Origin of the sequence: Rhodococcus sp. SJ-3, from assembly GCF_051918125.1 — a bacterium.
In the GTDB taxonomy this organism is placed as follows: Bacteria; Actinomycetota; Actinomycetes; order Mycobacteriales; family Mycobacteriaceae; genus Rhodococcus.
On the sequence record NZ_CM123306.1, the window covers coordinates 526,703 to 547,291 of the forward strand.

Below are 20,589 nucleotides of genomic sequence, written 5' to 3' on the forward strand. Positions count from 1 at the left end.
GTCAGATCAGGCCCTGCTTGCTCGCCGCATACACCGCCTCCGCACGCCGGCTCACTCCGAGCTTGCGCATGATGTTGCTGACATGGAATTTCACGGTGGTCGCCGAGATATACAGCTGCTCACCGATCTTCGCGTTCGACAGGCCACCCGCGAGCAGTTGCAGCACCTCGAGTTCCCGTCCGGTCAGTTGTTCGACCGAGACGCCCTGACCGTTGAGGGACCGCACGACCGCCGCTGCACTGCGCGAATCGAATGCGCTCTCCCCACGCGACACCGCGCGAATGGCACGAACGAGTTCGGTGGTGTCGACATCCTTGACGACGTAGCCGCGGGCACCTGCATGCACCGCACGGACGACGATCTGCTCGTCGAGGAAGGTAGTGAGGACGAGCAAACCGGTGCCGGGGTGGGACGCGGACAACTGCCCGCACAGGGCCAGACCTTCGAAGTCGGACCCGGCCGACAGTTTCAGGTCGAGCAGGACGATGTCCGGACGCATCCGGTCGACCAGCGCGACCGCCTCCACATCTGTGGACGCCTCCCCCACCACTTCGAGGTCGGGTTCCCGATCGAGGATCGACCGCAATCCTTGTCGCAGGATCGCGTGATCGTCGACCAGCGCGATCCGGATCGTGCCGGAGGGCGCCCGCTGCGGTTGTTGTCGGGTCGCGGTCATGGTGTCTCTCCCGTGGTGGCCGGGTCGGCCGGGCGCCGAACCGGAATCCGGACGGCGACGCGAACCCCGCCGATCCTGGCTCGGCGCACCTCGAGGGCGCCGCCGAGTTCGTGTGCGCGGGCCTTCATGTTGGCCAGCCCGCGATGACGGCCGTCGAGATCGTTGCCCGCCGCCAGCTTCAACATCAGCCGCATGCGCGCGGGATCGCCGTCACCGTCGTCTGCTACGGACAACAGCACCGAGTCGGGGCTGTAGGTCAGGCGCAGGATCGCCCGGGTCGCGTTCGCGTGCACGGCGGCATTGAACAGGGCCTCACCCGCGATCCGGAGAAGGGAGTGTTCGGCGTCGCCGGACAGTTCGACGGGTGTGCCGCCCACCCGCACCGCGATGTCTAGTTCGGCGGGCGTGTGCGCCACCCGGAGTTGCTCGAGCATCTCGGGGAGCGACGAGCGATCGGCGTCGGAGGTGCGGTTGAGGGCGTAGATGGCGGATCGGAGTTGTTCGACGGCGCGGCGGGTCAGCTCCTTGGCCAGATCGAGACGCTCGCTGCGCTCTTCGGTGGGAATGTCGCTGCGACACACTTCTATTTGCATTCCGGCGGACAGCACGGCCTGGGTGACACTGTCGTGGAGTTCACGTGCGATACGGTGGCGTTCCTCGTCGAGCGCTTGATGCCGGTGAGCGGCGCCGAGCCTGCGTTGGGTCAGTGCCAGCTCGCGCAGCGTCGCCTCGAGTTCTTCATTGCGTGCTTGCAGGTCGGCCGCCGAACGATTGGCCTCCTGGTATGCCAGTTCGGCGCGGTGGAGCAGCAACTGTCCCCGCTGATACAGCGCCGAGTTCTGGAGCGCGACCGCGGTCTGGCTCGCCAGAATCGACAGCACCGCACGATCCGTGGTGTCGAGGACGCGATGCTCGGGTGTCCACGCCGCGATCGCTCCGGCCACACCCCCGTCGAGGACGATCGGCACGAACGCACGGTGCGGCGCGACCTCGGTGTCCTGCTCGATCGATCCGCGGCGGATGTCCTCGAGGACGGAGACCACCTCGTCGGGTAACGGTGGCCCTTCGACGTTGTCGACCAGGAACGGGGTGGCGTCGGGCCCGAGCACGAGTCGGCGCGGACCTGCGTCGGGCAGGGTGCCGTCGGTGAGCGCGAACGCCACCCAGCGGGCGCTCAGATGTGCGCGAGCGGCCTCCGCAACTGCGCAGATCAGTGTCTCGGGGCCCTCGACGGTGCGGACCAGGGCTCGGGAGATCAATTCGAGCGCATACACAACCCGTTCGAGACGTTCTGCCGCACCGCGATATTGAGGATAGAACGTCGGCTTTCCCGACCTGAGGCCGGTGAGCGCCGAGAGATCCGGCGCGCTCACAGTGCCGTCCGGAACAGTTCGATCATCTGCTCGTGGGTTGCGGTACGCGGATTGGTGGACATGCAGGCGTCGCGGAGTGCCCCCTCGGCGAGCCGCGGGAGGTCGCCCTCGGTGACTCCGAGCTGCTTCAGCCCTCGTGGCACACCTACCCGGCGGGAGAGGTCGTCGATCCGCGCGGCCACCGCTTCGACTGCGTCGGCGGCGGGTCCACGTGCTTCGTCGAGTCCGAGCGTCGCGGCGATGGTGACGTACGGATCGGGATCGGACGCGCCGTTGAATCGGATGACATGCGGGAGCAACACCCCGTTGATGACGCCGTGGGGCTGATCGAGGAGACCACCTACCTGATGGCTCATCGCATGCGTGGCACCCAGAATCGCGTTGGTGAAGGCCAGCCCGGCCTCCAGACTCGCCTGTGCCATCGCCGCGCGCGCCGCCATGTGGAGTGGGTCGTCGATCGTCCGGACGAGTGTGCCGGTGACCATGTCGATCGCCCGCAGCGCGTGATGGTCGGTGAGGGGATTGTGTGCGAGGGAAACGAATGCCTCGACGCCGTGCGTCAGCGCGTCGAGGCCGGTTGCCGCGTTGAGATCGTCGGGCATGGTGGTGAGCAGTCGCGGGTCGATCACCGTGAGATCGGGCACCAGGGACCGCCCGATGATGGTGATCTTGCTGCCGCGTGCGGTGTCGGTGACCACACAGAACTGGGACACGTCGGCACCGGTACCGGACGTCGACGGCACCATCACCATCGGTGGAATCGGCAGGCTCGCACGGTCGACTCCCTCGTAGTCGAGGATGCTGCCGCCGTTGGCGGCGAGGATCGCGATACTCTTCGCGGCATCGATCACCGAGCCGCCGCCGAGCGCGACGAGTACATCGCAGCCGGCCTCTCGGTACACCTCGTGTCCGGCCGCGACCTCGTAGTCCTTGGGGTTCGGAGTCAGGTCCGACCAGATGGTAGGACTCAGGCCCCGGTCGAGGAGGTGGCGGCGCAACTCGTCGACCCAGCCTGCTGCTGTCAGGCCCGGGTCGGTGACAAGCATCGGCCGAACCCCGCCGAGGCGCGCCGTCGCGTGCGCCGCCTCGACCAGCGACCCCTCCCCGAACACGATCTCGGGGGCGTGGAACTTCACGACGCCGGGGCGGCTCCCTTCGCCGATGTGGTGGCCCACCCCTGCATACCCGGGTTCCGGCACGACGACGGCCACGGCTCACTCCTGACGATCCGGACGAAATTGCTGTGATCCAGCTTACGTGGGCATCCCAAGCCTAGGACGCTGCGGACAGGCACGCACCGGGCCTGCGGACGGGCGCTGAACCTACCCGAACGGGTAGGTCCGGTTGCGTCAGGTCTCGTCGGTGCAGGTCGTGGTCACTGACCGGTGTCTCCCATGACGGCACCTTCACGGCGCGGATCGGCGCCACCGATCCAGCCGTCGCCGTCGCGCTGGAGCGCACTGAGCCCGCTGGATTGCGGCGCGACCGACACCTCGTGCCCCATGTCGCGGAGTTGTTGCACGAGGGGGTCGTGTGCGCCGTCGTCCGAGGCGTCGATCGCGGGGTGTTCTCCACCGACTCCGGTGACCGGTGTGTTCGCAGCTCCGAACGACACCGCAGAGACGGCCTGCTGCGGGTCGAGTCCCCAATCGAGCGAGTTGACGAGGGTCTTGACCACGAACTGGATGATCACCGAGCCACCGGGTGATCCGACGACCATCTGCAGATCGCCGCGTCCACCGTCGGGGGTGCGGTCGAATACGAGGGTTGGGGCCATCGAACTGCGCGGACGCTTACCGGGTTCGACGCGGTTGGCAACGGGCATGCCGTCGTCGTCGACAGGCTCGGCGGAGAAGTCGGTGAGCTGATTGTTCAAAAGGAATCCGTCGGTCATGTGGAACGACCCGAACGCCGACTCGATCGTCGTCGTCATGGATGCGACGTTGCCGTAGCTGTCGGCAACCGAGATGTGGCTGGTGCCGTGTTCCGGCGTCTGATCGGGAACGCCGAGCGGCACGGGACCGAAATCACCCGGTTGCGCTTCGCCCATGCTCTTTCCCGGATCGATCAGGCCCGCACGTTCTGCGAGGTAGTCCGGGTTCACGAGGGTGTCGAGCGAACCTCCGGGCAGCGGAACGAAATCGGAATCGGCGACGTACTTGTCGCGATCCGCGTAGGCGAGTCGCTCGGCCTCCGAGACCAGATGGACGGCATCGGCGTCCGGCACGCCACCGTCGGAATCCACGGTGCCGGGCGGCAACCCGGCGAGGTCGAAGTTCTCGAGGATGCCGAGTGTTGCGGCCACCGTCACACCGCCGGACGACGGATTCGGCATCCCACAGATCTCGTAGTCGCGGTACGGGGTGCACAGGGGCGTGCGCACCTTCGCCTCGTATCCGGCGAGATCGTCGAGGGTCATCGTTCCGGGCGTGCGCCCACCCGAGTCCGTTGCCGTCGCGTCGACGATGGCCTGCGCGATGTCACCCGTGTAGAAGGCGTCGGCGCCACCCGTGGCGATCGCGCCGAGGGTCTTGGCCATGGCCGGGTTCGTGAGCGTCTCCCCCGCCGGTTTGGGGCTCCCGTCCGGGAGCAGGAAATACGCGCGGGCATCGTCGTCGACCGCAAGTTGCGCCGCGGAGTCGGCGATCGAATCGGCCATGCGATCGCTGATCACGATTCCCTGGTCGGCGAGTTCGATTGCGGGGTCGAACAGGTCGGACCAGCCCGTCGAGCCGTGTTCGGCGTGCACCATTTCGAGCATGCGCAACACGCCCGGCACTCCGATAGACCGCCCGCTGGCGCGCGCGTCGGGCTTCGGTTCCGTGCGGTCGGTGTCGCTTATCCAGCGTAGGTAGTTCTCGGTCGCGGACATCGGGGCCGTCTCGCGGCCGTCGTAGGCCTCGACCTCTCCGGATTCGGCGTCGTAGTACACGAGGAACGCGCCACCACCGATGCCGGACGACTGGGGCTCGACCAGTCCGAGCACCATCTGCGCGGCCACCAGCGCATCGGCCGCAGTGCCACCGTCGCGGAGGACTTCGCAGGCCGCTTCGGTCGAGACCGGGTTCGCAGTCGACACCGCATACGAATCGGCGGTCACCGCGGTCATGCCCGTGCGATAGCCGGTGGCAATCTCGGGATTGGTCGAGATATCGCGGTCACCTGTCTCCGGCGACGGGGGTGCGCCCATGAGCGGCGTTCCGTTGGGCCCCGCAGTACAGGTCGCGGCAGCACTCTGCGTGTCGTCGCTGTCCCCGCCCTCGGATCCCGACGCGCACGCGCCGACGAGCGCGAGCGACACCGCCGCTACAGCAGCGACCCTGATTCCCGACCGAATTCGCTCCCCCGAGATCATCCTCCGACGGTAGCCGGGCGAGCGCGGCACCGTCGGCATTCGCACGACATCGAGTTTCTCCGAGTGCCCTTGACAGACGGCACATACGAGCGCATTCTTTATTCAACCAGATGGTTGATAAACCTGAAGGTTGCTAAAAATGGAGGCTCGACCGTGCACGACGACGCGAACGACGACCAACTCGACCTGGCATTCACTGCCCTGGCCGACCCGGTCCGCCGCCGCATCGTCGCCCGGCTCAGCCGCGGGCCCGCCACCGTCAACGAACTCGCGGAACCGTTCGCGATCACCAAACAGGCGATCTCGAAGCACATTCAGGTTCTGGAACACGCCGGACTCGTCACGCGCACACGCGACGCCCAGCGCCGTCCCGTCCATCTGAATCCCGCGCGGCTGGAGATGCTGACGGCCTGGATCGACCGCTACCGGTTGGTCAAGGAACAGCAGTTCCGCGATCTCGATGCCGTGCTGGCCGGGGAATCGGCCGACCCGAAACCATAAGGGTTCCCCAGAGGAACCTCCCTCGGAAAGGTTCGTCATGAGCAACGCCCTGAACGTCACCGTCCCCGACGGTGTCCCCTTCATCGACTACGCGCGCGAATTCGACTTTCCTGTCGCCGACGTGTTCCGCGCCCACAAAGACCCCGACCTGATTGCGCAGTGGCTGGGCCCACGCGGCATGGAGATGACGATCGACCACTACGATTTCCACACCGGCGGCAGTTACCGGTACACCCACACCGACAACGATGGTTCGTACACGTTCACGGGAGTGTTCCACACCGTGCGCGAGAACGAATTCGCCGTTCAGACATTCGAATTCGACGGCTTCGCCGATGTGGTGAGCATCGAGTTCCTCACTTTCACCGATCTCGGCGGCGGGCGCTGCAGGCTCAGCGGCCACGCCGTGTACCCGAGCATGGAAGCTCGCGACGGAATGGCATCGTCCGGGATGGAGACCGGCATGAGCCAGGGCTACGACCAGCTCGACGAAGTTCTGGCACGCGTGTCGGCGCCGTGAACAGCCGAGCTCGGCCACGCACCGATCACCGAAGCGCGTGGCCGAGTTCCGCTGCGTGCGAAAGCAATTGTTCGCCGTCACGCGCAACGACCACGTGATCGCACACGTCCGCGTAGTCGGGCATCGCGCATGTCGCCTGTGCCCAGTACCGCTTCGGTTCGGGCGTGATCCATGCCAGGCGGTGAACCCGCCGCCGGAGTTCTTCGAGCCGATCGACCCGCGCAGGCAACCCGTTGCACCGCCCGTCCCCCACAACCAGAACCGAGGTCCGGTTGTCGATCGATCCGGCGTGCTCGACCAGCAGCTCGTCGAACACCCTGCCGTAGTCGCTGCTGGCCTCGAGATCCACGCCGGGATGCGCGAGCACCGCCGCGAGCGCGCCGTCTCCATCAGCAGCGAGCAGCCGCTGCGTCACGTCCACCGGGCGATCCACGAACGCGACCACCCGGCAACGATGCGCGCGACCATGGATCGCCTGTGCAAGACGCAACGTGAACGCGGTGATCGGGCGGACCGACAGCGACACGTCGGCGAGCACGAGCAATCGCACGCGATCGGGACGCGGCGCACGGACCACGAGGTGGAACGGCACTCCGTCGGTGCGCATCCCGGCGCGCGCGGTACGGCGCATGTCGAGCCGGCCGCGGGTCAGTTCACGGGGGCGTGGTCGCGCGGGACCGCGCATCCGCCGCAGTACCTCGTGGCACGCGAGCTCGATCTCGGCACGATCGACACCCGCCGCGTCACGGGACTCCGGAGCTTCGACTTCCTCGGTGCCGGACGGGCTCACCCCGGCCAGCGATGCCACGAACGCCTCGACTGCGTCGACGAGACGGCTCAGTTGCGCCTCGCTGAGTGGCCCGTCGAGGACGTCACCGCCGTACATTCGGTGCGGATCGTATGCATCGAGCCACGCGAGGATGGATGTCGGGTCGTCCCACGACAACGACCCGACGACCGCGGCACCAGGATCCGCGGACAGTTCGCCGACCGTCGTCGAACCGGCACGCTCGACGTCGACCGTGTAGGTCACGCCGCGCCGGCCCGAGTCCGCACCGGTGTCGACCGACAGCTCGGCATCGGACGACGTCATCGACACATCGTCGTCGTCCTTGTGCGGATTGAAGCCCTTCTCGGCCTCGGGAGTGTCGAAGTGGTCGCCGACTTCTGCAGCACGCTCGTTGTATTCGGCGTAACGGGCGATGCTCGGATCGTCGTCGATCTCGAGGGCGGTGGGAAGGGAGTCGGCGAACTGGGCACGTAGCGGGTCGTGAGAGTCGGCCGTGGCAGCGTCCACCGCACCGAACAACTCGTCGAAAGCACGCTCGAAACCGGCACGTTCATGCGGGTATTTCGCGCACACCGCGCGCAGGCACGACCGCAGCGCCACGCGATCACGGGCCCCCACAAGGCCGAACACCCTCCGCACTTCGATGGTTTCGGCGGGTGAAGCCGCGACACCGTGCTTACGCAGCAGCAGACCGAACACCGCGGACACCACGTCCAGCGGGTGCCGGGCGCGCCGGCGCTCGGGAGCACTCACATACATGACGCGGTCACCGCCGCGCACCGCTGGCGGCCGCGTCGCGACCGCCTCCACCACGACCCCGGAAGACCGCAGTGGTGGTGTTGGCAGGATTCGACGCCACGGTCACACGTTCCGCCGGCACCGTCGCGGCAGCGGGTGCCGGTACCGGCGTCGTACCATCGAGGCGATTCTTGACGAGGTCCACGTCGCCGGTGTATTTGAGCAACGTCGACAACAGTACGTCGCGCATATCGACTACCGGATTCGAATCGGGTACACCACTTTCCATCACCGACGCGGCACGAGCCGCATCGATCACCTCAGAGATGGACGGGCTCTTTCGCAGTGGCAGATCGCGCAGTGTGCGCGCCAGTTCGACGACCTGCCCCGCGGTACCCGAGGACACCTCGGGTGCGCGGGCGGTCACGATCTCCCGTTCGCGCTCGAGGGTCGGGTATCCCACGTGATAGTGCAGACAGCGGCGTTTGAGAGCCGGGGACAGCTCCCGGGTGTCGTTGGAGGTGAGGATCACCCACGGCATCGAACGGGCGGTGAATGTGCCGACTTCGGGAATCGTGACCTGACGTTCGGCGAGAACCTCGAGCAGCAACGCCTCCATGGACTCCTCGGTCCGGTCCACCTCGTCGACGAGGAGCACCACCGGCTCCGGTGACAGCACGGCATCGAGCAGCGGGCGGACCGAGAGGAACGCCTCCGAATAAAGACCGAAGTCCTGTTGGGCGAGAAATCGGGACGCGTCGGCAATGTCGGGGTGCTGGCCGAGAAGTTCACCGATCCGGTCGCGCAGCATCTGTACATGCAACAACTGTTTGGCGTAGTCCCACTCGTACAGCGCGCGGCTGTCGTCGAGTCCCTCGTAGCACTGGAGCCGGACCAGCCTGCGACCGCCGACGGCGGCGAGCGCCTTGGCGAGCTCCGTCTTGCCCACCCCGGCCGGACCTTCGAGCAGCAGCGGTCGTTCGAGTGCGGTGGCGAGGTGAACGACGGTCGCGAATTCGTTGTCGGCGATGTAGTCGTGCCGGCGCAGCGCGTCCTGCAGTTCGGCGCCGTTGGAGAAGGTCGTCATGGGTCCTCCGGTGCGTGCGGGCTCGGGCCCGGGAGCGGGCAGTGAGTGGGATCGCGCCCGGGAGCGGGCAGGGGGCAAGCCGCCCCCGGGCGCGGGGTCTTGTCGGGTCAGTAGGACCGATTGATGCAGTGATCGACGACGGGGATCATCGACTCGACCGTGACCTCACGGGGGTTGCCCGGGGTGCACCAGTCACCCTGGATGTGCTCCGAGATCGCCCGTACGGTCTTCTCGTCGCCCGGGATCGTCTCGCCGCGACCGGCGTACTTGCCGGTGTTCATCCGGTTCTTGTCGTACGAGTCGGTGCGGACCTGTCCGAAGTTGTCGGGAATCCCGACGTCCTGCGCCAGCCGGATCGCGGCCTCGACTGCGGCGTCGGCAGCCTGCACAGTCGTCATGTTGCGGGTATCGACGCCCATCGCCGTCGCAATGCGTGCGTAGTTCTCGTACCGCGATGGCAGGTTGTACTCCCACACCCGCGGAAGCGCGATCGCGTTGTTGAGCCCGTGGTGGCTGTCGAAGAACGCCGACGTCGCGTGCGAGATGGAGTGCACGATCCCGAGACCACCGGAGTTGAACGCCTGCGCAGCGATGTACTGGGCATTCATCATTCCCTCGCGCGCCTTGAGGTTGCGGGGCTCGTACACCGCCTCCCGCAGGTTCTTCGCGACGAGTTCGATCGAGTACAGAGCGTTACCGAGCGACGGCGCGAAGTCCAGGCGCGAGACGTAGGGCTCGGAACCGTGAGCGAGGACGTCGAATCCGCAGTACGCCGTGAAGTGTTGCGGGCAGGTGTAGTAGAGCAGCGGATCGTCGATGGCCAGGGTGACGATCGTCGCCTCGTCGAAGCCGACCCATTTGTGCGGGTGATCCATGTCGGAGGTGTCGGTGATGACGTAGGCCCAGGAGGTCTCCGAGCCGGTACCGGCCGTGGTGGACACCGCGATGTGGGGCGGGTTCTCCTTGTTGGTCGATTTCGCGAAACCCTCGAACTCGTTGATGTTTCGGCCGTCGTGGGCGATGACGACGCGGGCGCCCTTCGCGGCGTCGTGGCTCGACCCGCCGCCGACCGAGATGATCGAGTCGCACTTTTCCTTCTGGTAGAGCGCCGCTGCTTCCATGACGTTGTAGTCCTTGGGGTTGGACTCGACCTTGTCGTAGAGGACGACCTCGACACCCTGGTACTCGATCTTGCCTACGAGTTCTTCGATGATCCCGGAACCGCGCAGGCCGGTGGTCATCAGAAGGGTGCGCTTGAACCCGAGATTCTTGGCTTCGACACCGATGATGTCGTGCGCCCCGACGCCCATGAGAGCGCGCGGGAAGGGGTGGAACTCCTTGATGGGAAAGTCCCAGATCTGGTTGAGCTCGATTGCCATCGTGGTTCTCCTCGATTATCGGCGGGATGATCGGCGGGTGTGATGTACGCCTCATGCACGAACAACAATCGACCAGGGAGTTCACCCGGAGAAGGTCCGCACACGGAAACCGTCCGGTCGCGGCGGCAGGACCGTCCGATCGGGCAGGCAGGCCGGGACCGAACGGGTGGGCAGCACATCCGCGGCCCACTCCCGGTAGCGTGTCGGTGCCACACTACGGCTGGTATTCTTCAAACTAGAACACGTTCTAGAATTGTGGTGCGCAGCACACTGCCGCCCCACGTTTGCACGAGAGGACAATTCCCATGACGACAGTCGAGGTGCCGCACGGGTCACGATCGGTGATTCTCACCGTGTCTGCCGTCATCGAGGAGACGCCGGACAGCCGCTCGATCGTCTTCGCCGTGCCCGAAGAACTGCGCGAGAAGTTCGCCTACAAGCCCGGCCAGTTCCTCACGCTGCGCATCCCGAGCGACCGAACGGGATCGGTCGCTCGGTGCTACTCCCTGGCGAGCTCGCCGTTCACCGACGATGCCCCCAAGGTAACGGTCAAGCGCACCGTCGACGGGTACGGCTCCAACTGGCTGTGTGACAGCATCTCGGCGGGCGACGAGGTCGAGGTCCTTCCTCCGTCCGGGGTTTTCACGCCGAAGTCCTTCGACCACGACTTTCTGCTCTTCGCAGCAGGCAGTGGCATCACCCCGGTCATCTCGATCCTCAAGTCCGCGCTGACGCAGGGCTCGGGCAAGGTCACACTCGTGTACGCCAACCGCGACGAGAAATCCGTCATCTTCGCCGAAGAACTGCGCGCACTCGGTGAGAAGCACGCCGACCGGCTCACCGTCCTGCACTGGCTCGAGTCGGTGCAGGGCCTGCCCACGGCGACACAGCTCGCCACCGTCGCAGCGCCGTTCGCCGACCGCGAAGCATTCATGTGCGGACCCGGCCCGTTCATGGACGCGGTGCACCGGGCGCTACACGATGCCGGAATGCCGCGCACCAGCGTGCACGCCGAGGTGTTCAACTCGCTCGCCGGAGATCCGTTCGCCGACCACGAGCCCGTCGAGATCAGCGACGACGAGGCCGCCGACGCAGCGACCGTCGAGGTCGAACTCGACGGAGAAGTCCACACCCTGTCGTGGCCTCGCAAGCAGACGCTCGTCGACATCATGCTGGCCAAGGGCATCGACGTGCCGTACTCCTGCCAGGAGGGCGAGTGCGGATCGTGTGCGTGCACCGTGCTCGAGGGCAAGGTCGAGATGGAACACTGCGATGTGCTCGATCCCGAAGACATCGAGGCCGGATACATCCTGGGCTGCCAAGCGCGCCCCGTCACCGACACCCTCAAGATCGAATTCTGATCATCCTCGAGGTGTCTGCGGCTCCTACGCCGGCGTGACCTCCTCGAGGCGCACCGGCGCACGCTTCGGCTGCCGCAGCACCAGCGCGATCCCGGATGCGAGTGCGAGGGTCGCGACGATCGCGCTGTAACCGACCGCGGTGGCGGTGAGCCCGAAAGTGCCCGTGGCCACGCCGGCAGCGATGGCGGGAACCGAGAACGCGAGATAGCAGACCACGAACATGGTCGCGAAGATCTGTGCCCGCTGGTTGGGGCGACCCAGGCCACTCACGATTCCCATGGCACCCAGGAACGTGGACCCCCAGCCGAACCCGGCAACCGCGGTGCCCACGAAGTACAGCACCACCATGCCCGACAGCAGGGCAGCCGCAACCACGACGACACCGGCCGTAAGCAGGACCACGCCCGTCACGACCACGCGGAGTTCGGCGAATCGTCGCATGACCACTGCCGCGACCGAGCCCGCTGTGAACAGGGTCGCGACGGCGAGCCCGGCAACGAGCCGGTCATCGATACCGAACACCGCATCGACGATCGACGTCCCCAAGGACATGTACAGGCCGCCGAGCGCCCACGCCGACATCAAGCACGGCAGAACCAAGAAGAACTGTGCACGCACTCCCTGCGGGAGCGCGACACTCGGCTTCAGGGCACGCAGCGCTTCCCTCCGAGAGGAGAATCCTTCGGGCTGCGAATGCTCCGGCACGAACGGGAGCGCGATCACGATCGCGATCGCGAGGGCCGCGACGAGCGCATAGCTCAGCACCGTCGGGAACGGCGCGAACTGAACCAGCAGACCGGCGCCCGCCGCACCGAGCCCGAGCCCGAGCGACGGTGCGATGCTGTTGATCAGCGGGCCGATCCGAGGGTTGGGTTGCAAGTCGATCATCCCCGCGGCGACGGCGCCCGTGGCTGTACCCACCGCCAATCCCTGGATGATGCGCGCCACGATCAGCCATCCCGCACTGTCAGCGAGAATGAACACGACCATCGAGATCGCGAGAATCAGCATCGCGGCGCCGACGAGCGGACGGCGGCCGATGCGATCCGACAACGACCCTACGGTGAGCAGGGTCGCGAGCAGAGAGACGACATAGATCGCGAAGACCACGGTGAGCACGGCCGCCGAGAATCCCCACATCTCCTGGTAGACGGGGTACAGAGGTGACGGTGCCGACGACGATCCAGTGAGGGTGAACGCCCCCACCCCCATGACCGCGAATCCGAAAACACGCGATCCGGCATCGGATGGGGCGGACGGAGCCATCGAACCTCCAGCAGTCGAACCGGCGACAAGGAAACAAGGAAACAAAACACGAGCAGCAGCGCCGCACATAACGGCGCTGCTGCCTGTGCAACATCGTCGTCCGGAAAAATATTTCGCTTACGTCACGATCAACACCGACAACCGTGCTGGGCTGCAGAAAGGTTTATCACTTGGCAACTCGACCGGTCATTGACCGACCGGTCGATCAGGCCTATACCGAAAGTGAGGGACACATCCTCACAGACACATTTCACAAGGAGGCCACCATGTTCTCCGACAGCCGGCTGCAGGACTACGTAGCCGTCGTTCTGGGCGTTTTCGCCGCCCTCTCACCACTGTGGTTGGACACCAATTCCAACGCCATGTGGTCGCTCATCGTCCTCGGTGTGCTCGTCGCCCTGTGCGGCATTGCACAGATCATGAGCCCGGCAACAGCTGCGATCGACTACGCCATGGGCATCTTCGGCGCACTGCTGTTCATCTCGCCGTGGGTGATGTCGTACACCGCATTCAGCGGAGCGTCGTGGACCGCATGGGTCGTCGGTGTCCTGACCGTGGTCGTCGCGGTCGCTGCGCTGCCCGCCATGAATACCCGCATGCACGGAGGCCGCTTGGCGACACATCACTGAGACCACTGTCATATCCGAAACCGATCACTGTCCCGGTGGAAAAACCGGCAAGCGTCCGGCGCTGCCATCGGGACGGTGACCCCTCCAACTCTCGGAGGTGATCGGTGAGTACTCGGCGCGCCACTGCGCACCCCGCCACCCGCAACCGCATCCTCGACGCCGCCGAGGACTTGTTTGCCGAGCAAGGATTCGATGCGACCGCGACCACCGCCATCGCGACTGCAGCACACGTGCCGAAGGGTCTGATCTTCTACTACTTCCCCACCAAGGAGGCGATCCTCGACGCACTGATCGCCGAACGGCTCCCCACCGAACCGATTTCCGACGTCATCGCACTCGTTGCACCGGGAGATCCGGCATCGAGCCTGGTCAACCTGGATACTGCCCTGAACCTCGAACGGAACGAGTCCTCGGTACTCCGCGTGATCATCTGGCGGGAGGCCGAAACACACACCGACGTGCGCACTCACGTACAGCGCCTTCGCACACACCTTCATGACACCACGATGCGCGTCCTCCAGGCGAGTTCACCGGTACCGGTGTCGGTGAACGCCCTGCGCACTGCAGCGACCGCATGGGTCTCGGCGATGCTCTCCGCAGCCACGACCGACCGACTGTTCGGTCGCGACGGCCTGCCTCGTGCCCACGAAGAACTACAGAACATTGCACGCTTGATCGCGGCAGGGATGTCCCGGATGACGCCGCTGCCGGGGATGCTGGCCCGGATCCGGGGGTGACGACAGCTCTGCCGCCACGCGGGGCCCCGGACTCAGCCGATCGGGCCGGACTCAGCCGATCGGGTTCGGAGCCGTCCCGAACAACTCGCGTCCGGCGGCGAATGCGCCGGCACCTGCCGGAAGGGTGCCACGCTCGCCGCTGAGAAACACCTCGATGCGCCCCGATCCCGGCGAATCACGGCCGAGCGCGTCCATTCTGCGCAGTGTCTGCTGCGCGACGGCCTCGGCGCTGTCGAACAAGCGCACCCCCGCGGGCAACTGCGCGACGATCGTGTCCGCGACAAGCGGATAGTGCGTGCACCCGAGAACGACTCCCTGGACATCGTCGGGCGTGCGCTCGACGGCCGAAGCAATCGCGGCAGACGCGCCGTCGCGGTCGCCACGATCGATCGCATCGGCGAGACCGTGGCACGCGACTCCGACGACGTCGCTGCCGTTTGCGAACTGTGCGATCAGATCAGCCTGGTACCGACTCGCAGTGGTCGCCGCGGTCGCCCAGATCGCAACCGACCCGCACGCGGCGGCCGCCGGCTTGATGGCGGGAACAGTGCCCACGACGGGCACATCCGCGCCGAGGTCGGCGCGCACGTGCTCGAGGGCGGTGACGGACGCGGTGTTGCACGGCAGCACCACAACCTCGGCTCCCCGCTCCACTGCCCGCCGGGCTGTTGTGACTACACGCTCGATGACCCAATCGGACGGCTTCGGACCCCATGGTGCGCCTGCGGGATCCATCGACAACATCAGGTCGAGGTCGGGGCGCAGGCGCCGCAACCACGCGGACGTCGGAAGCAGCCCGAAACCCGAGTCGATAAGAGCAACCATCACCCTACGAATCTAACGGGTCCGGGCTACCGGGCTCACGCCATGGTGGCGAGCAACTCCTCGATGGGTGCGCCCGCCGCGATCTTCATCCGGTTCTTCATGACCTGAGCCGGCATGCCACCGCCGACGACACCGACGAGCCGGCCATCACGTTCGTAGAAGGCCAGGAACTTGCGGCCGTCGTCGCGCACCACGTGCACGGTGTCGTCGCCACGTACCGCACCGAGCCCCTGGATCTTGATCTCGTACTGGTCGCTCCAGAAGTAGGGCACCGCCGAGGCAACTCCCACATCGCCCGAGACCAGAGCCTTCACGAGCACGGTGGCCTGCTCACCCGCGTTGGTCCAGTGTTCGATGCGCTTACGACCCCCGTCAGGAAGCTGCCAGGATGCGACGTCGCCGACCGCCCAGACGTGGGGAGCCGACGCGCGACCCACCTCGTCGCACACGACACCGTTGTCGAGCTCGATGCCCGAACCGTCGAGCCACGCGGTGACAGGGATCGATCCGATACCGAGCACAACCAGGTCGACAGCGACTTCGGAGCCGTCGCCGAGCACGGCGGAGGTGACGCGCTCGTCGCCGCGGAGTTCGGCCAGACCGACTCCGGCCCGCACATCGACCCCTTCTTCGGTATGAAGTCGCGAGACCAACGAACCGACCTCGGTACCGAGAACGGACGCCAGCGGAGTCTCCTGAGGCTCGACGAGCACGACCTCGACGCCTTTCGCACGCAGGCTCGCTGCAACCTCGCACCCGATGAACCCGGCACCGACGACAAGAGCACGTGCTCCCGGCACCACGTCTTCACGCAGCGCGCGACTGTCGTCCATCGATCGCAGTACGTGCACGCCCGCGAGTTCCTTCAGACCCGGGATCCGCCGCGGACGAAGGCCCGTCGCGATCACCAGTTCGTCGTAGCCCAACTCGGTTCCGTCGGCGAGCGTGACAGTCTGCGCAGCCGTGTCCACCGACGCGGCCGGGCTGGCGAGCCGCAGATCGATCCTCTGCTCCTCGAAGAACTCCTGGGGGCGCAGCGTGGTGTCGTCGCGGTCACCGCGGAGGACGTCCTTCGACAGCGGAGGGCGGTCGTACGGTAGGTGCGTCTCGTCGCCCACGAGCACCAGTTCGCCCTCGAACCCTGCGCGGCGCAATTCCTCCGCGGTTCGCACACCGGCGAGTCCCGCTCCGACAACGACGATCCGATCAACTGCCACCTGAGTCCATCCTCCTGAAGTCGTGACGTATGCCACGTGATTGCTTCGGGTCTTCATACCAAATACAAGTGGCGGTGAACAGAGCGCCGATCTGCTCTGCGCGGCACATCTCCCCCCGCCTGGCGGATACTTAGAGTCGAAAGCACAACGAAGATCTCCATACGCGACCGGCACAGCCCCACACGACACAGCCACGAGGGAGTTTTCATGACGAGCGACAGCGGCGCAGGACTCAGCCGCGTGCAATTCGGAGCCGGTTCGTCTCACGGCCCCGTCGACACCCAGGGACGGACGATCATCGCGGACGCCGTCGTCGCAAAAATCGCCGGAATCGCAACACGCGAGATCAGCGGGGTGTTCGACGTCGGCGCAGGCACCGCACGCGTCGTCGGCGCCCTACGCGACCGGATTCCGGGAGCTCGGATCAACCACGGTCAGGGCGTTGCCGTCGAAGTCGGCGAGAAACAGGCCGCGATCGACATCGGTATCGTCGCCGAATACGGCGTTGCGCTCCACGAACTGGCCGTCGCCATCCGCCACAACGTGATCGTGGCAGTCGAGCGCATGACCGGGCTCGAAGTCACCGAAGTCAATATCACTGTGTTCGACGTCGTCCTCCCGGACGAGGCGGTGGAGGCCGGGGCGGAGCAGAAGCCTCGCGTGCAGTGACCGTGAACGGCCGGACTACGAACGGTGACGCCTCCATGCGTGCTGCCGACCGCAACGAGGCCGATCTCGTCGACGACGTCGCGAACACGGTGCTGAGCATCGCCGGAATAGCCGCTCTGCACGGTGGTGAATTCGGTGAGATCGCCACGTACCTGCCCGGCAGGCGCGTCTCCGGCATCCGGCTGGGCCCGGACGTGTGCGAGGTCCACGTGACTGCTCTCTACCCCGCCGACCTTCCCGCGCTAGGCGAAGCAGTGCGGCGATACGTCGAACCCCTCGTCGACGAGCCGGTCCGCGTGGTGTTCCAGGACATCCGACGGCCCCTCGCCGACCAGATCTCCGCAGAAAATCAGGTGACATCGTGAACCACAACCCTACGACCAACACCGTTGTCGGACTCATCGCAGGCCTACTACTCGCCCTGGCAGGAATTCTGGGCGGATTCAGCGGGCTCCTTTTCGCGGTACTGCTGGGTGCACTCGGCGCCGCCATCGGCGCGCACCGCGACGGCATCCTCGACCTGGGTGCGCTGTTGCGAAGCCGTGGCCGTGGCTGACCCTGCTCCTTCGGCCGCACGCTCCGACTCAGAATCCTCCGATCTCGCGGGGGCACGCGGAAGCCTCACCGTCAAGGACCGTGCTATCGAGCGGATCGCCGCTGCCGCCGCGCTTCAGGTACCCCACGTCGTCCGGCAGAGCAGCAGCATGAGCCTGCTCACCGGTCGCGAACTGCCCCGCGCCGAGGTGATCACCGCGGGCAGTGCCGTGGCGGTCAATCTCTACATCGCGGCGGAATGGCCCTACGATGCCGCTGCGCTCACACGGCGTGTGCACGACGCCGTCGCATGGCACCTGCACGAGTACACCGGACTCGTGGTGCACGAGCTCAACGTGTTGATCGTGTCGACCGCGCGCGCAGTCGAAGACGAGCCGGTCGAGCAGTCAGTGCCCGTCGAGTATCTGGAATCCGACATCGTCGCCGGACATACCGGACCGCGCTCCGACATTCCCGTGACACCGCCGCTGCCACCGCTCGCCACACCCGCGGCCGCACCCGCCGCGGCGCTCATCGCAATCGGCGCGCTCGGTCTCGCGTTCGTCGCCGCACGGGAGTTGTTCATCGTCCGCGGCACCTACGACGGCGCGCCATGGATCCGCAACTCGTTCGAATGGTTCGGACGGCTGCACTGGCATCCGTGGATCGCACCCGTTGCAGTAGTGCTCGTTCTGCTCGGGGTCGCCGCGATCGCGGTGGCACTGAAGCCGCGCAGGCGCACCCACCTACCGCTGACGCAGTCCGGCACCGTTCCGACCGTCTGGATGCGACGGACCGACATCGCCCGAATGTGCAGCGCGCGCGCATCAGCCTTGCCCGGTGTACTCCACGCGCGGACCGTCGTCGACCGCAGGCGCGCGCTGATCCGCGTCGTCGCGGCGCCGGACAGCGCGATCGACGATCTCAGCGCCACCATCCGCGCGGAAGTGGAACCGCGGCTGGCACTGCTGGCAGACCCGATTCCGCTGGTTCTGAAGGTCTCGCGCCACGAAGCGCCTGCCGCCACCACCGAAACGGGAACACTGCCGTGAAACTCCGCACCGTGCTCGTCAACCGGTTCTTCGCCTTCGTGGTCGGATGTGCCTTCCTCAGCGCAGGCGCATTTGCACTGGCCTGGGTGTGGCGGGTGCCGTTCGCACGCGAGCGACTCGCCGATCTCGACCGGCCGCTCATCATGGACCTTCCCGATCAGCCGTGGTGGACACCGGCATTGTGGACCGTCCTGGCCGCGGGCTGCGCGATCGGGATCGTGCTGCTCGTCGTGAACCTGTCGAGGCGCCGGACCTCGACCGTGGAGCTGTACGACGAGGTGACCGATGCGACACTCGGCGTCGACCTCGGTCCGGTCGCAACAGGGGTGGCCCGAGAGCTCGAAACATTTCCCGGTGTCCGGTCGGTGCGTAGCCGTGCGGTCGTGGAACGGCACCTGCCGACACTGTCGGTGACCGTCCAGGCCGAATCCGGCATCGATGTCTCCGAGTTCACGGCCTGCGCAGAGGATGCGGCGCGTCGGGCCGCCGCCGCAGTCGGTGGTGCCCGTGTCGCGACCCAGATACTGCTGCATCTGGACCCAGCGGGTGAGGTCCGCTGAACGATCCTTCACCCTGACCTGCTCGCGGCACGACACTTCTTCACAGAAACGCCGAACGGCGCCCACCCCGGAGGGTGGACGCCGCTCGAGCGTCAGTGAGTACTAACTCACGCGATGATCTTCGTGACGCGACCGGCGCCGACGGTACGGCCACCCTCGCGGATCGCGAAACGGAGGCCCTCGTCCATGGCGACCGGCTGGATCAGCTTGACGGACATCTCGGTGTTGTCACCGGGCATGACCATCTCGGTGCCCTCGGGAAGGGTCACAACGCCCGTCACGTCCGTGGTACGGAAGTAGAACTGCGGACGGTAGTTGTTGAAGAACGGCGTGTGACGGCCGCCCTCTTCCTTGTTGAGGATGTAGGCCTGGCCCTCGAACTCCCGGTGGGGAGTGGTGGTGCCGGGCTTGATGACGACCTGACCGCGCTCGACGTCCTCACGCTTGATGCCACGGACGAGCAGACCGACGTTGTCGCCTGCCTGGCCCTGGTCGAGCAGCTTGCGGAACATCTCGATGCCGGTGACCGTGGTCTTGGTCGACGTTTCCTTGATGCCGACGATCTCGACCTCTTCGTTCACGTTGACCACACCGCGCTCGATACGGCCGGTGACGACCGTGCCGCGACCCGTGATGGTGAAGACGTCCTCGACGGGCATGAGGAACGGCTTGTCGGTCTCACGGACCGGATCCGGGATGGAGTCGTCGACGGCCTGCATGAGGTCCTCGACCGACTTGACCCACTTCTCGTCACCCTCGAGAGCCTTGAGAGCCGAGATCGGGACAACCGGAGCGTCCTCGTCGAACTCCTGCGAAGCGAGGAGCTCGCGCACCTCCATCTCGACGAGCTCGAGGATTTCCTCGTCGTCGACCATGTCGGCCTTGTTCAGGGCGACGAGGATGTAGGGCACGCCGACCTGGCGAGCGAGCAGCACGTGCTCGCGCGTCTGCGGCATCGGGCCGTCAGTGGCGGCGACAACGAGAATCGCGCCGTCCATCTGAGCAGCACCGGTGATCATGTTCTTGATGTAGTCCGCGTGACCCGGAGCATCGACGTGCGCGTAGTGGCGCTTGTCGGTCTGGTACTCGACGTGGGAGATGTTGATCGTGATACCACGAGCCTTCTCCTCGGGAGCCTTGTCGATCTGGTCGAACGCGAAGCTCTCGTTGAGATCCGGGTACTTATCGGCCAGCACCTTGGTGATCGCAGCCGTGGTCGTCGTCTTGCCATGGTCGACGTGACCGATGGTGCCGATGTTCACGTGCGGCTTGGTCCGCTCGAACTTCGCCTTCGCCACTGGAATGTCCTCCTGGACTGTT

21 protein-coding genes are annotated in these 20,589 nt (G+C 66.2%); 10 read left to right on the forward strand and 11 right to left on the reverse strand.

What is annotated here, in order from left to right; all coding sequences use genetic code 11:
• Position 1 precedes the first annotated feature (1 nt).
• The 4 genes from ACTDXD_RS02205 to ggt form a co-directional block, all read right to left on the reverse strand.
• On the reverse strand, positions 2-676 hold the full coding sequence (locus tag ACTDXD_RS02205; RefSeq protein ID WP_440125590.1) for a MadR family response regulator transcription factor: 675 nt from the start codon (positions 674-676) through the stop codon (positions 2-4).
• Entirely contained in the window at positions 673-2,049 is a 1,377-nt protein-coding gene (locus tag ACTDXD_RS02210) for a MadS family sensor histidine kinase (RefSeq protein WP_440125591.1), read from the reverse strand. Before ACTDXD_RS02210 ends, ACTDXD_RS02205 begins: the two co-directional genes overlap by 4 nt.
• Positions 2,046-3,212, reverse strand: a complete 1,167-nt coding sequence (locus tag ACTDXD_RS02215) for an iron-containing alcohol dehydrogenase (RefSeq protein ID WP_440127500.1) — start codon at positions 3,210-3,212, stop codon at positions 2,046-2,048. Before ACTDXD_RS02215 ends, ACTDXD_RS02210 begins: the two co-directional genes overlap by 4 nt.
• 212 nt (positions 3,213-3,424) lie before the next feature.
• Positions 3,425-5,404 carry a gamma-glutamyltransferase gene (gene ggt / locus ACTDXD_RS02220; protein ID WP_440125592.1) on the reverse strand — a complete coding sequence of 660 codons (1,980 nt, stop codon included), beginning with the start codon at positions 5,402-5,404 and terminating at the stop codon, positions 3,425-3,427.
• Between the two features lie 153 nt (positions 5,405-5,557).
• Here ggt and ACTDXD_RS02225 point away from each other — a divergent pair, with 153 nt between their 5' ends.
• Positions 5,558-5,905, forward strand: coding sequence for an ArsR/SmtB family transcription factor (locus tag ACTDXD_RS02225; protein WP_440125593.1), 348 nt, complete (start codon positions 5,558-5,560; stop codon positions 5,903-5,905).
• Positions 5,906-5,942: 37 nt separating this feature from the next.
• A complete protein-coding gene (locus tag ACTDXD_RS02230; RefSeq protein WP_440125594.1) occupies positions 5,943-6,425 on the forward strand; it encodes an SRPBCC family protein in 483 nt (160 codons plus the stop codon).
• A gap of 25 nt (positions 6,426-6,450) precedes the next feature.
• Here ACTDXD_RS02230 and madC read toward each other — a convergent pair whose 3' ends face one another.
• The 3 genes from madC to mdo all read right to left on the reverse strand — a co-directional run bounded on the left by madC (position 6,451) and on the right by mdo (position 10,419).
• Positions 6,451-7,974, reverse strand: a complete 1,524-nt coding sequence (gene madC / locus ACTDXD_RS02235) for a MadC family VWA domain-containing protein (protein ID WP_440125595.1) — start codon at positions 7,972-7,974, stop codon at positions 6,451-6,453.
• 7 nt (positions 7,975-7,981) lie between these two features.
• Positions 7,982-9,040, reverse strand: a complete 1,059-nt coding sequence (locus ACTDXD_RS02240; protein WP_440125596.1) for a MadB family AAA-type ATPase — start codon at positions 9,038-9,040, stop codon at positions 7,982-7,984.
• A 107-nt stretch (positions 9,041-9,147) separates the two neighbouring features.
• The gene (mdo, locus tag ACTDXD_RS02245) at positions 9,148-10,419 is read right to left on the reverse strand and encodes an NDMA-dependent methanol dehydrogenase (RefSeq protein WP_440125597.1); all 1,272 of its coding nucleotides are present in this window, start codon (positions 10,417-10,419) and stop codon (positions 9,148-9,150) included.
• 305 nt (positions 10,420-10,724) lie between these two features.
• Between mdo and ACTDXD_RS02250 the strand changes: the two genes are divergently transcribed.
• Positions 10,725-11,780 (forward strand): 2Fe-2S iron-sulfur cluster-binding protein, encoded by a 1,056-nt coding sequence (locus tag ACTDXD_RS02250; protein ID WP_440125598.1) that lies wholly within the window; start codon positions 10,725-10,727, stop codon positions 11,778-11,780.
• 24 nt (positions 11,781-11,804) lie between these two features.
• On the opposite strand, the gene ACTDXD_RS02255 is transcribed toward ACTDXD_RS02250, so the two are convergent.
• Positions 11,805-13,046 (reverse strand): MFS transporter, encoded by a 1,242-nt coding sequence (locus ACTDXD_RS02255; RefSeq protein ID WP_440125599.1) that lies wholly within the window; start codon positions 13,044-13,046, stop codon positions 11,805-11,807.
• A 266-nt stretch (positions 13,047-13,312) separates the two neighbouring features.
• On the opposite strand from ACTDXD_RS02255, the gene ACTDXD_RS02260 reads away from it, so the two are divergent.
• On the forward strand, positions 13,313-13,675 hold the full coding sequence (locus ACTDXD_RS02260; RefSeq protein ID WP_440125600.1) for an SPW repeat domain-containing protein: 363 nt from the start codon (positions 13,313-13,315) through the stop codon (positions 13,673-13,675).
• 104 nt (positions 13,676-13,779) lie between these two features.
• The gene (locus tag ACTDXD_RS02265) at positions 13,780-14,412 is read left to right on the forward strand and encodes a TetR/AcrR family transcriptional regulator (RefSeq protein WP_440125601.1); all 633 of its coding nucleotides are present in this window, start codon (positions 13,780-13,782) and stop codon (positions 14,410-14,412) included.
• 51 nt (positions 14,413-14,463) lie between these two features.
• On the opposite strand, the gene ACTDXD_RS02270 is transcribed toward ACTDXD_RS02265, so the two are convergent.
• Positions 14,464-15,240 (reverse strand): glutamate racemase, encoded by a 777-nt coding sequence (locus tag ACTDXD_RS02270; protein ID WP_440125602.1) that lies wholly within the window; start codon positions 15,238-15,240, stop codon positions 14,464-14,466.
• A gap of 32 nt (positions 15,241-15,272) precedes the next feature.
• Entirely contained in the window at positions 15,273-16,454 is a 1,182-nt protein-coding gene (locus ACTDXD_RS02275; protein WP_440125603.1) for an NAD(P)/FAD-dependent oxidoreductase, read from the reverse strand.
• 207 nt (positions 16,455-16,661) lie between these two features.
• On the opposite strand from ACTDXD_RS02275, the gene ACTDXD_RS02280 reads away from it, so the two are divergent.
• Genes ACTDXD_RS02280 through ACTDXD_RS02300 form a run of 5 tightly spaced genes read left to right on the forward strand, consistent with a single transcriptional unit; the run spans position 16,662 to position 19,269 of the window.
• A complete protein-coding gene (locus ACTDXD_RS02280; RefSeq protein ID WP_440125604.1) occupies positions 16,662-17,123 on the forward strand; it encodes an Asp23/Gls24 family envelope stress response protein in 462 nt (153 codons plus the stop codon).
• 35 nt (positions 17,124-17,158) lie between these two features.
• Positions 17,159-17,488, forward strand: a complete 330-nt coding sequence (locus ACTDXD_RS02285; RefSeq protein WP_440125605.1) for a hypothetical protein — start codon at positions 17,159-17,161, stop codon at positions 17,486-17,488.
• Positions 17,485-17,679: a hypothetical protein gene (locus ACTDXD_RS02290; RefSeq protein ID WP_054714775.1), complete on the forward strand. Its 195-nt coding sequence runs from the start codon at positions 17,485-17,487 to the stop codon at positions 17,677-17,679. The genes ACTDXD_RS02285 and ACTDXD_RS02290 overlap by 4 nt, the downstream gene beginning before the upstream one ends.
• The gene (locus ACTDXD_RS02295) at positions 17,672-18,709 is read left to right on the forward strand and encodes a DUF6286 domain-containing Asp23/Gls24 family envelope stress response protein (protein ID WP_440125606.1); all 1,038 of its coding nucleotides are present in this window, start codon (positions 17,672-17,674) and stop codon (positions 18,707-18,709) included. Before ACTDXD_RS02290 ends, ACTDXD_RS02295 begins: the two co-directional genes overlap by 8 nt.
• On the forward strand, positions 18,706-19,269 hold the full coding sequence (locus tag ACTDXD_RS02300) for a hypothetical protein (RefSeq protein WP_440125607.1): 564 nt from the start codon (positions 18,706-18,708) through the stop codon (positions 19,267-19,269). The genes ACTDXD_RS02295 and ACTDXD_RS02300 overlap by 4 nt, the downstream gene beginning before the upstream one ends.
• A gap of 107 nt (positions 19,270-19,376) precedes the next feature.
• On the opposite strand, the gene tuf is transcribed toward ACTDXD_RS02300, so the two are convergent.
• On the reverse strand, positions 19,377-20,567 hold the full coding sequence (gene tuf / locus ACTDXD_RS02305) for an elongation factor Tu (RefSeq protein ID WP_440125608.1): 1,191 nt from the start codon (positions 20,565-20,567) through the stop codon (positions 19,377-19,379).
• Between the last annotated feature and the right edge of the window lie 22 nt (positions 20,568-20,589).